The sequence below is a fragment of the Achromobacter sp. DH1f genome (assembly GCF_000633435.1).
GTDB lineage: Bacteria > Pseudomonadota > Gammaproteobacteria > Burkholderiales > Burkholderiaceae_B > Achromobacter > Achromobacter deleyi.
The window spans coordinates 26932-40060 of the sequence record NZ_AYMF01000015.1 but is presented as its reverse complement, the minus strand read 5'-3'; the positions used below and the strand labels follow the sequence as shown (position 1 = coordinate 40060).

Genomic DNA, 13129 nt, shown 5'->3' with positions numbered 1-13129 from the left:
CGGGGCCTGCCTTCCGACTCATGGAGTTCCGCATGTCCGACACCCTGATCCAGCCCGTGCTGGCCCGTCTTGAAGAACGCCAGCCGCTGATCGAGCATTGGCTCAAGGCCTTCCTGCGCATTCCCAGCGTCAGCGCCGATCCAGCCTTTGCCGAGGGCATGGCCCAGGCGCGCGACTTCCTGTGCGAACGCCTGCGCCGCGAAGGCCTGGCCAATGTGCAGTTGCTGGACGGCGGCGGCGAAGCGGCCGTCTACGGCGAATGGCTGGGCGCGCCCGGCAAGCCCACGCTGCTGATCTACGGCCACTACGACGTGCAGCCGGCCGACCCGCTGGACCTGTGGCGCACGCCGCCCTTCGAACCCACCGAGATCGACGGCCGGCTGTATGCCCGCGGCACGTCCGACGTCAAAGGCTCGACCACGGTGGCGCTGGAAGTCGTGTTCGCCTATCTGGCCACGCTGCGCAGCTGCCCGGTCAACATCAAGGTCTTCCTCGAAGGCGAAGAAGAAACGGGCAGCCCCACGCTGCGCACGCTGATCCAGCGCCACGGGCCGCTGCTGGCCGCCGACGCGGTGCTGTCGGCCGACGGCGGCCGCGCCAGCGCCGAGGTGCCCACCATCAACACCGGCGCGCGCGGCAACGCGGCCCTGGAAATCCGCCTGCGCACGGCCGACAAGGACCTGCATTCGGGCCGCTACGGCGGCGGCGTGCGCAACGCGCTGCACGAGATGGCGGCCCTGCTGGCCACGCTGCACACGCCGGATGGCCGCGTGGCGGTGGCCGGCTTTGACGACGACGCCACGCCGCCCACGCCGCGCCAGCGCCAGGACACCGCCGCCTTTCCCTACGACGAAGCCGCCTTTTTCACCGACGTGGGCGCGGCCAGCCACGGCGAACCCGGCTACAGCCCGCGCGAACGCATCACGCTGCGCCCCGCGCTGGACGTGAACGGCATGTGGGGCGGCTACACCGGCGTGGGCACCAAGACCATCATCCCGTGCGAGGCCTCGGCCAAGCTGACGGTGCGCGTGGTGCAGGGCCAGGACCCGGCGCGCGTCATTCGCGCCGTGCTGGCCCACCTGCAAGCCGCCTGCCCGCCCGGCTGCGCGCTGGACGTGACCGCGCTGACGGACGGCTCGCCCGCGTCGACCCTGGCACCCAGGCATCCGCTGGTGCAGGCGGCCAGCGACGTCTTGCGCGCCAGCGCAGGCCAGGAACCGATCCACGTGCGGTTGGGCGCCAGCGTGCCGATCACGTCGGTGTTCAAGGAAACGCTGGGCATCGACACGCTGATGTTCGGCTTCAACCTGCCGGACGAAGACGTGCATGCGCCCAACGAGTTTTTCCGGCTGGGTTCGATCCGTGAAGGGGTGCAGGCCTGGACGCGGCTGCTGGATGCGTTGAGCCGCTATACGCCGGCGGCATTCAGGGAAGGTTGAGGGCAGGCAGGGCCGCCAGGCGCAGTCATCTGCAGTCGCGCACAAGTTTGGTATGCAATAAATGTTGCCTTTCCTGTACGCGTTTTTGCTAGACTGACTGCCCTGCGTTCTCCCCTGTCGGCCGTTGTCGCCGCGCCCAATGACCGAGCAAGCCCTTCCCGACCCCAGTGCCGACGATATCGCCCGCGCCATCGCGGCCGCCATCGTGGCCCACCGCCTGCCCCCGGGCACCCGACTGCGTGAAGAGGCCCTGGCGCGGGTCTACAAGGTCAGCCGCACCAAGATCCGCGCGGCGCTGTTGATGCTGTCCAAGGACAAGCTGATCAACATCGTGCCCGACAAGGGCGCCTTCGTCAGCAAGCCCGACGCCAACGAGGCGCGCGAGGTCTACGCCGTGCGCCGCATCCTGGAAGCCGCGCTGGCGCGCGAATTCGTGGCCCGCGCCACGGCCGCCGACTACCGCCGCATCGACGCCCACCTGGCCGAGGAACGCGCGGCCGTGGAAGGCGGCGACGTGCAGGCGCGCAACCGCCTGCTGGGCGACTTCCACATCCTGCTGGCCGAAACCGTGGGCAATTCGGTGCTGACCGGCATGCTGCGCGAACTGTCGGCGCGCAGCGCCGTCATCACCGTGCTGTACCAAAGCTCGCACGACGCCAGCTGCTCGTCGCGCGAACACCATGCCTTCATCGAAGCCGCCCGCGCGGGCGACACCGAACGCGCCTGCGCCCTGATGGACGAGCACCTGGAACACGTGCAGACCGCCCTGGACTTCAATGAAGACGACCGCGCCGGCGGCGACCTGGTGACCGCCCTGCTCAGCTGAGGTGCGCCGGGTTTGATCCCGCGCAAACCGCGCCGTGCGCCTGCCCGATACAGTGTTACGTAGACGGCCGCCATTCGCGGGGGCCGCGGCACAAGCACGGGAGACACCATGTACAAGCACATCCTCATCCCCACGGACGGCTCGGCCCTGTCCACCGAGGGCGTCGTCAACGCCCTGAACCTGGCCCGCGCGCTGGGCGCCCAGGTCACCATCCTGACCGTCGAAGAGCCCTTTCACGTGTTTGCCATGGGCGCGGCCCAGGTGGCCCACAACCTGAACGAATACCAGGACCAGATCCGCGCCCAGGCCGAACGCCTGCTGAGCGCGGCGGCGTCCCAGGCGCGCGAAGCCGGCGTGCCGTGCGAAACGCTGCGCGCCACGCATGAAGACCCCTACCAGGCCATCATCGACGCCGCTCGCGAGCGCCACTGCGACCTGATCGCCATGGCCTCGCACGGCCGCCGCGGCATGGCCGCCGTGGTGCTGGGCAGCCAGACGCAGAAGGTGCTGGCGCATTCCACGACGCCGGTGCTGGTCTACCGCAAGAAGGGCTGACGCCTGGCGGCCGTCAAGGCCGCTTTGGCAAGCGCCGCGCCTTCGCCCGGCCAGTCCGGACCGGCGCGGATTCACGCCCCGGTTCGCAGCAACTGCCCCATTCTTTCCTGCAGCCACCGTTCGGTCGGGCTGGGGCTGCGGCCCTGCAGCCATAGCGTGCGCACCGACAGCGGCGGCAGGGACAGCCCCGCGCACGGCACGCTGACCAGATCGTTGCGATAGCCCTCGTACTCGGCGATGTTCAGCGGCAGGATCGCCCAGCCCAGGCCGTCGGCCGCCATGGCGGCAATGCTGTAGAAGCTGTCCGAGCGCCAGGCCGACGGGCTCATCACCACGTCCTGCACGCCGTCCATCTGCATCACCAGCTGGCGATGCCGCGCCAGGTCGTTGCGCGTGACGTCGGGCAGCGTCGCCAGCGCATGCCCGCGCGCCACGAAGATGCCCTGCCCCACGTCGCCCAGATAGCGATGCGCGAACGCCGCCCCCGGATCGCCGCGGTCGAAATGAAACGCCACGCTGGCGCGGCCCTGCTGCACGTAGTCGGCCACTTCGGTGGCCGTGCCGTTCAGCTGGGTCAGTTCCAGCGCCGGAAAGCGCGCCGACACTTCCTTGACCAGCTCGCCCAGCACCAGGTAGGGCAAGGCTTCGTCCAGCGCCACGCACAGGCGCGCATCCTGGCCGGCGGCAAACGACAGCGCGCGTTGCTCCAGCCCCGCCGCCTGGCGCAGCAGTTCGCGCGCCTCTTGCAGCAGCACGTCGCCTGCCTGCGTCAACGTGGCATTGCGGTGCGAGCGGTCGAACAGTTCCACCCCCAGGTCGGCCTCCAGCAGGCCCAATGACGTGCTGACGGCCGATTGCGCGCGGCCCAGTTGCCGGGCCGCCGCCGAGAACGAGCCCGCGTCGGCCGCCGCCACGAAATGCCTCAACTGATCCAGCGTCCAGTTCATGGTTCCTCCTGCCCACACAATCCATCTATTTTATAGATGCAATCAAACTTTTTATAGAAATTATGTAGATAGATAATGGCGCTCTTACAGGAGTATCCCTATGACGCAGCGGAACCTTACCCACGCTGTCGCCCCAGCCGCCCCCGGCCGCTGGCTCGTGCTGGCCATCGTGTCCAGCGCCCTATTGCTGATCGTGGTGGACATGACGGTGCTGTACACCGCCTTGCCCCGGCTCACGCACGAACTGGGCGTGACGGCCTCGTCCAAGCTCTGGATCGTCAACATCTACGCCCTGGTGGTTTCCGGCCTGCTGCTGGGCATGGGCACCCTGGGCGACCGCCTGGGCCACAAGCGCCTGTTCATGATGGGCCTGGTGGTATTCGGCGCGGCCTCGCTGGCTGCGGCCTATTCGCCCAACCCGGGCGCCCTGATCGCCGCGCGCGCCGTGCTGGCGATCGGCGCGGCCATGATGATGCCGGCCACGCTGTCGATCCTGCGCCTGACCTTCACCGACGAACGCGAGCGCGCCGTCGCCATCGGCGTGTGGGCCTCGGTGGCCTCGGGCGGCGCGGCGCTGGGCCCGGTCATCGGCGGCGTCCTGCTGGAACACTTCTGGTGGGGCTCGGTGTTTCTCATCAACCTGCCCATCGTGCTGCTGGCGCTGCCGCTGGCGCGCCGCTACATCCCGGCCAGCCGCCCCGACCGCCAGCGCCCCTGGGACCTGATCGGTTCGCTGCAGGTCATGGCGGGCCTGATCCTGACCGCGTATGCCCTGAAGGAACTGGGCCGCGCCCAGCCGTCCTGGCTGCAGGCCGGGCTGGCCTGCGCGGGCGGCGCCGCGATGCTGGCGGTGTTCGTGCGGCGCCAGCGCGCGCGGCCCTATCCGCTGATCGACTTCGCCATTTTCCGCAACCCCAGCTTCAGCTCGGCGGTGGCGTCGGCGCTGTTCGCCGCGGCCGCCCTGCTGGGCATGGAACTGGTCTTCAGCCAGCGCCTGCAACTGGTGCTGGGCATGTCGCCGATCCAGGCCGCGCTGTACATCCTGCCCTTGCCGCTGGCCGCCTTCATTGCCGGGCCGCTGGCGGGCTGGCTGCTGTCGCGCGTCAGCGGCGCGCGGCTGCTGTTCGTGTCGCTGCTGGTGTCGGGCCTGGGCATGGGCGGCTACCTGTTCAGCTACGACGGCGCGCTGGCCGCGCAGATGGCCAGCCTGTGCGTGCTGGGCGTGGGCATCGGCGCCACCATGACGGCCGCGTCCAGCACCATCATGCAAAGCGCCACGCCGGAACGCGCCGGCATGGCCGCGTCCATCGAAGAAGTCTCGTACGAGCTGGGCGGCGCGCTGGGCGTGACGCTGATGGGCTCGATCCTGTCGGGCGTCTATGCCCACACGCTGGATGTGCCGGCGGGCTTGCCGGCCGCCGGCGCGGGCGCCGCGCGCGACAGCCTGGACGAAGCCCTGATCGTGGCCGAGGGCCTGTCGGCCGACCTGGGCGCCTCGCTCGCGCACCTGGCGCGCACGGCCTTCGACGCGGGCTACGCCGTGGTCATCGCCACGGCCACCGTGCTGCTGCTGGGCACCGCCGTGCTGGTGCTGCTGAACCGGCTGCGCGGCGATACCCGTTCACGCGGGGCGACGGCGGGCTGATCCTGCCGCCATCGCCGCCGCGCTGGCCATCGGCTACTTCATGGCGGCGGTGCGAAAGGCCTGATCCATGTCGGCGATCAGGTCTTCTTCGTGCTCCAGGCCGATCGAAATGCGGATCAGGCCTTCGGACACGCCGGCCGCGTCGCGCTCGGCGGCCGGCACGCCCGAATGCGTGGTGGACGCGGGATGGCACACCAGCGACTCGGTGCCGCCCAGGCTGACCGCCGACTTGAACAGCCGCAGCGCGTTGATGAAGCGAAACGCCTTGGGCCGCCCGCCGTCCAGCACGAACGCAAATGTCGAACCCGGGCCGGTGCACTGGCGCTTGTAGACGGCCTGGTAGGCATCGTCCGCGATCATTTCCGGATGGAAGATCTGCACCTTTTCATGCGGATTGCCCGCCAGCCACTGCGCCACCTTGGTCGCGCTGCGCGCAGCCTGCTTCATGCGCAGCACCACGGTTTCCATCGAGCGCGTGATCATCCAGCACGAATGCGGGTCCAGCTGCGATCCGAAAGCGCTGCGGATGGCGCGCACTTTCTTGATCAGGTCCTTCGAGCCCGTGACGGCGCCGGCCACCAGGTCGCTGTGGCCGCCCACGTACTTGGTCAGCGAATACACGCACAGGTCCACGCCATGCTCGGCCGGCTTCTGGAAGATGGGACCCAGCAGCGTGTTGTCGCACACCGAGATCGGGCGGTAACCGTGGCGGGACGCAAACGCGTCCAGCTCGGCCGTCATGGCCTGGAAATCGATCAGCGCGTTGGTCGGGTTGGCCGGCGTTTCCACGTAGAACAGACGCACCGGACCCTTGGCCGCGGCGGCTTCCAGCGCGTCGCGCATGCTTTGCGCCGACAGGCCATCGTGGATCGGATGCGAGCCGATGCCCCATTCCGGAAAGATCTTGGCGATCAGCGTTTCGGTGCCGCCATACAGCGGCACGGACTGCACCAGCTGGTCGCCGGGGCGCAGGAAAGCCAGGAACACCGCGCTGATCGCCGACATGCCGCTGGACGTCACCGCGGCGTCTTCCGAGCCGTCCAGCAACGACAGGCGGTCTTCGACGATTTCCAGGTTGGGATGGTTGAAGCGGCTGTACACCAGCCCGGCCGATTCGCCTTGCGGCAAGGGCTTGCGGCCCGACACCAGGTCGAAGAACTCGGCGCCGTCCTCGGCCGACCGGAACGCGAAGGTCGACGTGAGGAACACCGGCGGCTTGACCGCGCCTTCGGACAGGAAGGGATCGAAGCCGTACGACATCATCTGCGTTTCCGCGTGCAGCGGACGGCCGAAGATATCTTTCTTGTGATAACTGGAATAACTCATGGTGTGCCTCTCTTTGGGGAAATTGCGGCCTACCTGGCGGGCGCAATGCGCGTTCGGACACGATAGCGCCGCCCGCCGGGCGATGCAGCGAGTATGGGCCGCCCCGGCCACAATTTTCTTTCCATTTCTACTGCCGGAATCGGATAATGGGAAATATCGTTTCTCATAACACCAGAACCATGAAAGACACTGCCTTGTTACATCAACTTGACGCGATCGATTGGAAAATCATGAAAATCCTTCAAGAAGATGGCCGCCTGTCCAACGCCGAACTGGCCGAACGCGTGTCGCTGTCCGCCTCGCCCTGCTGGAAACGCTTGAAGCGCCTGGAGACGTCCGGCGTCATCCGCGGCTACCAGGCCATCCTGGACCGCCGCGCGCTGGGCATGGGGGTGGTGGCCTTCGTCAGCATCTCGCTGGAAAACCACACCGAGAAAACCTGCCACGCCTTCGAGGCCTCGGTAGCCGCCATGCCCGAAGTGCTGGCCTGCCACAACACCACCGGCCAGCACGACTACCTGCTGCACATCGTGGCGCGCGACTTCGACGCCTATTCCGAATTCGTGCGCAACCGCCTGCGTACGCTGCCCGGCGTGAAGGAACTGCTCAGCACGCTGTCGATGCACGAAGTGAAGTCTTCGACCAAGCTGCATCTGTAGCGCTTGCCGCGGCGCACCCCCTTGCACCGGAAAACCACAGCCGCCAGGAGTGTCATGAAGCTGTAGCGACCGAAAAATAGAGTGTCGATTCCGATTGAATCCCAAAGAGGACTTCCTGTTATGAAATCGACTCTCCGCATTGCGGCGGCTGGCGCCTGCCTGTCCGTCTTCGCTCTCTCCCCCGCCCTCTCGGCGGCGGCCACCGCCACCTCGGTTCAGCTGTACGGCTTGATCGACACCGGCCTGCAATACGTCAACAACGGTCCGGGCGGCAACAGCAAGACCGGCATGGCCACGGGCAATCTCAGCGGTTCGCGCTGGGGCCTGCGCGGCACCGAAGACCTGGGCGATGGCCTGTCCACCGTGTTCGTGCTGGAAAACGGCTTTGATTCCGACAACGGCACCACCATGCAGGGCGGGCGCCTGTTCGGCCGCCAGGCCTACGTGGGCCTGGCCAGCAAGGACTGGGGCCGCCTGACGCTGGGCCGCCACAACACGCTGATGATCGAATGGATGAGCAAGTACAACCCATTCGACAATGCCAACTTCTCGATCAAGCGCCCTGACGCGGCGTTCTCGGATCGCACCGACAACGCGGTGATGTACGTCGGCAAGTTCGGCCCCGTCTCGGTCGGCGGCTACTACAGCTTCGGCTGGAACAACGAACAATCGTTCGACGACAAGACGCTGGGCCGCATGATCGGCGGCGGCGTGCGCTATCAGTCCGGCGGCCTGGACGCCGGCCTGCTGTACCACTCCAAGAACGCCGACAAGCCGGCCAAGGGCGCCAACAGCGACAACCGCGAAGACCGCATCGTGGCCGGCGTGTCGTACGACTTCGACGGCTTCAAGCTGTACGGCGGCTACCGCTGGCTGGAACAGAAGCTGACGCAGCGCAACTACAAGAACAACCTGACCTGGCTGGGTTTCACCTACCTGCCGGTGCAGAACAACCGCCTGTCGTTCACCGTGTACCACCTGGACGATGCCGTGTGCGACGACATGAACAACGCCGTCTGCCCCGCCGCGCAAGCCGCGGGCACCGGCCAGAAGTCGACCATGTTCGTGCTGGGCAACGAATACGACCTGTCCAAGCGCACCACGGTGTATGCGGTAGCGGCCTACGCGGTCAACGACGACAAGTCGTCGCAGAGCGTCATCGGCGGCAAGTACGGCGCCAACGTCGAGCCGGGCAAGAACCAGTTCGGCCTGAACATTGGCCTGCGGCACCGGTTTTGAGCGCGCTTGATCCTACCGCGGGCGGCACGGCGATCGCCGTGCGCGGCCTGCGGCACGCCTTCAACGGCCACACCGTGCTGGACGGCGTCGACCTGGACGTGCCCGCGGGCACCGTCCTGGCGCTGCTCGGCCCGTCGGGCTGCGGCAAGAGCACCCTGCTCAAGGCCCTGGCGGGCTTGCTGCGGCCGCAGTCCGGCCGCATCGACTTCGGCGGCGCCACCGTCTGCGACGCGCAGCGCCACGAGCCGCCGGAACGCCGCGGCCTGGGCATGGTGTTCCAGGACTACGCCCTGTGGCCGCACCTGAGCGTGGCGCAGAACGTCGCCTTCCCGCTGGAAATGCGCGGCGTGCCGCGGCGCGAGCGGCCCGCCCGGGTGCAGGAAGCCCTGGCCCTGGTCGGCCTGCACGAGCACGCCACTCGCCGCCCGTCGGACCTGTCCGGCGGCCAGCAGCAGCGCGTCGCGCTGGCCCGCGCCATCGTGGCGCGGCCGCGCGTGCTGCTGTTCGACGAGCCGCTGTCCAACCTGGACCGGGCCCTGCGCGAATCGCTCTGCGTCGAGATCGGCGCGCTGCTGCGCCGGCTTGGCACCACCGCCGTCTATGTCACCCACGACCACGAGGAAGCCCATGCCCTGGCGCACACGATCGCCCGCATGGCGCACGGCCGCATCGCCGACCTTGTCATGTCCAAACCCCAGGACTCTGCCTAAAATGCCCCACGCACCCCTTTCAAAACTACTCGCTACGTTCTTTATGACGCTTTCGTTCGGATTGGCCTCGGGCCAGGCCAAGGCGCTTACCGTTTACACCGCGGGCCCCGGCGGCCTGATCAAGCAATTGGCCGCGGGCTTCCAGGAAAAGACCGGCATCAAGGTCGACGTGTTCCAGGCCACCACCGGCAAGGTGATGGCGCGCCTGGAAGCCGAGGCCGCGAACCCGCGCGCCGACGTGCTGATCTCGGCCTCGTGGGACACCGCGCAAGACCTGGACCAGCGCGGCTGGCTGCTCGCCTATGACAGCCCCAACGCCGCCCAGGTGCCGGCGCGCTTCAAGACCCCGACCTACGTCGCGCAGGGCATTTCCGCATTGGGCATCGTCTGGAATTCGCGCAGCGGCACGCCCGAGCCGCGCGACTGGTCCGACCTGACCGGCCCGCAGTTCAAGCAGGCCGTCACCACGCCCGACCCGGCGCTGTCCGGCGCCTCGCTGGACCTGCTGCTGGGCCTGCAAAGCGCCCAGGGCGAAGCCGCCTGGAAGCTCTTTGAAACGCTGCGCGACAACGGCATGACGATCTCGGGCCCCAACGCCCAGGCGCTGACGCCGGTGCTGCAAGGCGCCAAGGCGGCAGTGTTCGGCGCGGTCGACTATGTGTCGTACGCCAGCGTCGAAAAGGGCGAATCCATCAAGGTCATCTTCCCGTCCAGCGGCACCGCCATCGCACCGCGCCCGATGATGATCCTGAAGACCACCAAGGCGCCCGACGACGCACGCAAGTTCATCGACTACGTGCTGTCCGAAGACGGCCAGCGCGCCGTCGCCGACGCCTGGCTGATGCCCGCGCGCCAGGACGTGGCCGGCAAACGGCCCCTGTTCAAGGACCTGGCGCTGCTGCCCGAGACCGCGCCCGGCGCCAACCGCGCCGAGGTGCTGGCGCGGTTCGCCCGCCTGTTCGGCCAACACTGACAGGCCGGGATGCCGGCCCGCCCGGCATCCCCATCCCCACCATGAAAAGCGTCTTCATCCTGGCGGCCATCACCGTGGCCGCCCTGGGCGTGCTCGTCGCCCTGCCGATGGCCTTTGTCGCACTGCAGGCCATCTTTCCCCACCTGGCCGAAGGGTCGCTGCGCAACCCCTTCGGCGCCTGGGCCGCGACCCTGGCGACCCCGGCAGCGCTGACCCTGGTCGGCGGCACCCTCAAGCTGGGCTTGGGCGTGGCGGCCGTGAGCGCCGCGATCGGCATTCCGCTGGGCGCCTTGCGCGGCCTGTTCCAGGTGCCGCTGGCGCGGCTCTGGGACCTGCTGTTCCTGGTGCCGTTCCTGCTACCGCCCTACATCGCCGCGCTGTCCTGGACCATGGCGCTGCAACCGCGCGGCTACCTGGAACAACTGGCCGGTTTCAACCTGGGTCCGCTGCTGTTTTCCCCGACGGGCGTGACGCTGGCCATGGGGCTGGCGATCTTCCCGGTGGTGTATTTCGCCGTGTCCCGCAGCATGGCCGCCACCGGCGCCCGGCTGGCGGACGTGGCGCGCGTGTTCGGCGCCGGGCCCTGGCGGGCCTTCGTGCGCGTCACCCTGCCGCTGGCGCTGCCGGCCATTGCGGCCAGCCTGCTGCTGGCCTTCACGCTGGCCATCGAGGAATACGGCGTGCCCGCCGCGCTGGGCTCGCAGGCCGGCGTCAGCGTCATGACGACCGCCATCGAGCGGCGCCTGGCGGACTGGCCCATCGACCTGCCCGGCGCCGCGCTGCTGTCGATGGTGCTGGTGGCGCTGGCGTTGACGGCCTACGCGGTGCAGCGCGCGCTGGTGGCCGGACGCGGCTTCGAAACCACCACGGGCAAGCCCGCCCCCTTGGCGCGCGGCCAACTCGGCCCCTGGCGCTGGCCGGTGCTGGGCCTGTTCGCCGCCGTCGCGCTGGTGGCCGTCGCGGCCCCCCTGGCCTCGATGCTGGCCGCCGCCTTGACGCGCCACGTCTCGGCAGGCCTGTCGCCGGCCAACCTGACCCTGGCCAATTTCGCGGCCCTGTTCCAGACCGGCGGCGAAGCCTGGCAGGCGCTGTCCACCAGCCTCTTCTTGGCCAGCGGCACCGCGCTGGCGGCCGGCGCTGTGGGATTGCTTGCCGCGTGGTGCGTGGCGGGCCGGCATGTGCCGGGCGCCGCCGTCATCGATGCGCTGGCGCTGCTGCCCGCCGCCCTGCCCGGCGTGGTGGTGGGCGTGGGGCTGATCCTGGCCTGGAACCAGCCGTTCTGGCCCGCGTCGCCCTACGGCACCTGGGGCATTCTGCTGCTGTCGTACACCTGCCTGCTGCTGCCCTACCCCGTGCGCTACGTCAGCGCGGCGCTGTCGCAGATCGGCGCCAACCTCGAAGCGGCCGCGCGGGTGCACGGCGCCAGCGCCGCGGCGGCGCTGCGCCGCATCGTGCTGCCGCTGGTGCTACCGGGCCTGGCCGCGTCGATGCTGATGGTGTTTGCCGTGGCCTCGCGCGAACTGGTCACCTCGCTGCTGCTGGCGCCGGCCGGCGTGCAGACGGTGTCGATCTTCGTCTGGCGGCAGTTCGAACAGGGGTCGGTGGGCGAAGGCATGGCCATGGCCGCAGTGGCCGTGGCGGTCAGCCTGACGCTGATGCTGGCGGCCACGCTGATCGGGCGGCGGCAATAAGGCCGGCCTGGAGCGCCGCGGGGCCGTGCCTTGCACAGGCACGGCCCCGCGCGCAGGCTCCGCACAACGCCGGGGCCGCTTGCTGAATTACATCTGCCCCTGCACCACCCGGTTGCGGCCCTGGCGCTTGGCCTGGTACAGCCCGCGGTCGGCCACCTGGATCAGGTCGGTGCAAGGCTGGTCGGCCACCGGCACAGCCGTGGCAGTGCCCACGCTGACGGTCAGCCACGGGCCGCCGCCTGCATCCTTTTGCGGAATCTGCATCGCTTCCACCGCACGGCGCAGCTTTTCGGCGGCCAGGCGCGCGCTGCCCGCCGGCGTGCCCGGCAGCACCAGCGCGAATTCCTCGCCGCCAAAACGCGCCGCCAGGTCGGTGGACCGGTCGCAGCTGGCGAAGATGGTGTTGGCCACGCGTTTCAGGGCTTCGTCGCCGGCAATGTGGCCGTAGGTGTCGTTGTAGGACTTGAAGTGGTCCACGTCGATCATCAGCATGCTGATCTCGCGGCCGTCGCGGCGCGCGCGCAGCCATTCGGCGTTGAGGTATTCGTCGAAATAGCGGCGGTTGCCCAGGCCCGTCAGGCCGTCGGAATTGGTCAGGCGGCGCAGTTCCATATTGCTTTCCAGCAACTGCTGCTGGCTCTGGCGCAGGGCCTGGTAGGCCTCGTCGCGCTGCACCATCGCCAGGTACGAGCGCGAGTGGTAGCGGATGCGGGCCACCAGTTCGATCGAATCGGGCAGCTTGACCAGGTAGTCGTTGGCGCCGGCCGCAAACGCCGCGCTCTTGATGGCCGGGTCTTCCTTGGTGGACAGCACGATGATGGGAATGTCGCGCGTCACCGGATGGCCGCGGTATTCCTGCACCAGGCTCAGGCCGTCCACGCCCGGCAGCACCAGGTCCTGCAGGATCACGGTGGGCCGCGTCTGGATCGCGACGGTCAGGGCCTTGTAGGGGTCCGAACAATAATGGAAGTCAATGTTGCCCTCCGTGGCCAGGGCCCTGCGGATGGCCTCGCCGACCATTACCTGGTCGTCGACCAGCAATACCATGGCCGCGTGCGAATTCAGGTCCGCCGACGCCGGGCTGTCAATGGGAGGGTGCATAGTGTCTTTCCTTGATTT

12 protein-coding genes are annotated in these 13129 nt (G+C 68.6%); 9 read left to right on the top strand and 3 right to left on the bottom strand.

The features are described 5' to 3' along the window. Nucleotides 1-32 precede the first annotated feature (32 nt). The 3 genes from U858_RS0114690 to U858_RS0114680 all read left to right on the top strand — a co-directional run bounded on the left by U858_RS0114690 (nucleotide 33) and on the right by U858_RS0114680 (nucleotide 2820). Nucleotides 33-1439 (top strand): dipeptidase, encoded by a 1407-nt coding sequence (locus tag U858_RS0114690; RefSeq protein ID WP_029953883.1) that lies wholly within the window; start codon nucleotides 33-35, stop codon nucleotides 1437-1439. A 139-nt stretch (nucleotides 1440-1578) separates the two neighbouring features. Beyond that, nucleotides 1579-2265: a GntR family transcriptional regulator gene (locus tag U858_RS0114685; protein WP_025137912.1), complete on the top strand. Its 687-nt coding sequence runs from the start codon at nucleotides 1579-1581 to the stop codon at nucleotides 2263-2265. A gap of 108 nt (nucleotides 2266-2373) precedes the next feature. Further along, entirely contained in the window at nucleotides 2374-2820 is a 447-nt protein-coding gene (locus tag U858_RS0114680) for a universal stress protein (RefSeq protein WP_025137911.1), read from the top strand. A 71-nt stretch (nucleotides 2821-2891) separates the two neighbouring features. Here U858_RS0114680 and U858_RS0114675 read toward each other — a convergent pair whose 3' ends face one another. Further along, nucleotides 2892-3767: a LysR family transcriptional regulator gene (locus U858_RS0114675; protein ID WP_025137910.1), complete on the bottom strand. Its 876-nt coding sequence runs from the start codon at nucleotides 3765-3767 to the stop codon at nucleotides 2892-2894. 100 nt (nucleotides 3768-3867) lie between these two features. On the opposite strand from U858_RS0114675, the gene U858_RS0114670 reads away from it, so the two are divergent. Then, nucleotides 3868-5412: an MFS transporter gene (locus U858_RS0114670; RefSeq protein WP_025137909.1), complete on the top strand. Its 1545-nt coding sequence runs from the start codon at nucleotides 3868-3870 to the stop codon at nucleotides 5410-5412. A gap of 33 nt (nucleotides 5413-5445) precedes the next feature. On the opposite strand, the gene U858_RS0114665 is transcribed toward U858_RS0114670, so the two are convergent. Next, nucleotides 5446-6738 (bottom strand): cystathionine gamma-synthase family protein, encoded by a 1293-nt coding sequence (locus tag U858_RS0114665; protein ID WP_025137908.1) that lies wholly within the window; start codon nucleotides 6736-6738, stop codon nucleotides 5446-5448. Between the two features lie 179 nt (nucleotides 6739-6917). On the opposite strand from U858_RS0114665, the gene U858_RS0114660 reads away from it, so the two are divergent. The 5 genes from U858_RS0114660 (at nucleotide 6918) to U858_RS0114640 (ending at nucleotide 12010) form a co-directional block, all read left to right on the top strand. Then, complete coding sequence (locus U858_RS0114660; RefSeq protein ID WP_029953882.1) at nucleotides 6918-7397, top strand: Lrp/AsnC family transcriptional regulator; 480 nt, start codon at nucleotides 6918-6920, stop codon at nucleotides 7395-7397. A 120-nt stretch (nucleotides 7398-7517) separates the two neighbouring features. Then, a complete protein-coding gene (locus tag U858_RS0114655; RefSeq protein ID WP_025137906.1) occupies nucleotides 7518-8636 on the top strand; it encodes a porin in 1119 nt (372 codons plus the stop codon). After that, nucleotides 8633-9346, top strand: a complete 714-nt coding sequence (locus U858_RS0114650; protein ID WP_025137905.1) for an ABC transporter ATP-binding protein — start codon at nucleotides 8633-8635, stop codon at nucleotides 9344-9346. The genes U858_RS0114655 and U858_RS0114650 overlap by 4 nt, the downstream gene beginning before the upstream one ends. A 43-nt stretch (nucleotides 9347-9389) precedes the next feature. Further along, entirely contained in the window at nucleotides 9390-10319 is a 930-nt protein-coding gene (locus U858_RS0114645) for an ABC transporter substrate-binding protein (RefSeq protein WP_198529725.1), read from the top strand. Nucleotides 10320-10360: 41 nt separating this feature from the next. Beyond that, nucleotides 10361-12010: an iron ABC transporter permease gene (locus U858_RS0114640; RefSeq protein WP_025137903.1), complete on the top strand. Its 1650-nt coding sequence runs from the start codon at nucleotides 10361-10363 to the stop codon at nucleotides 12008-12010. An 87-nt stretch (nucleotides 12011-12097) separates the two neighbouring features. Here U858_RS0114640 and U858_RS0114635 read toward each other — a convergent pair whose 3' ends face one another. After that, nucleotides 12098-13111, bottom strand: coding sequence for a PleD family two-component system response regulator (locus U858_RS0114635; RefSeq protein ID WP_025137902.1), 1014 nt, complete (start codon nucleotides 13109-13111; stop codon nucleotides 12098-12100). Nucleotides 13112-13129 lie beyond the last annotated feature (18 nt).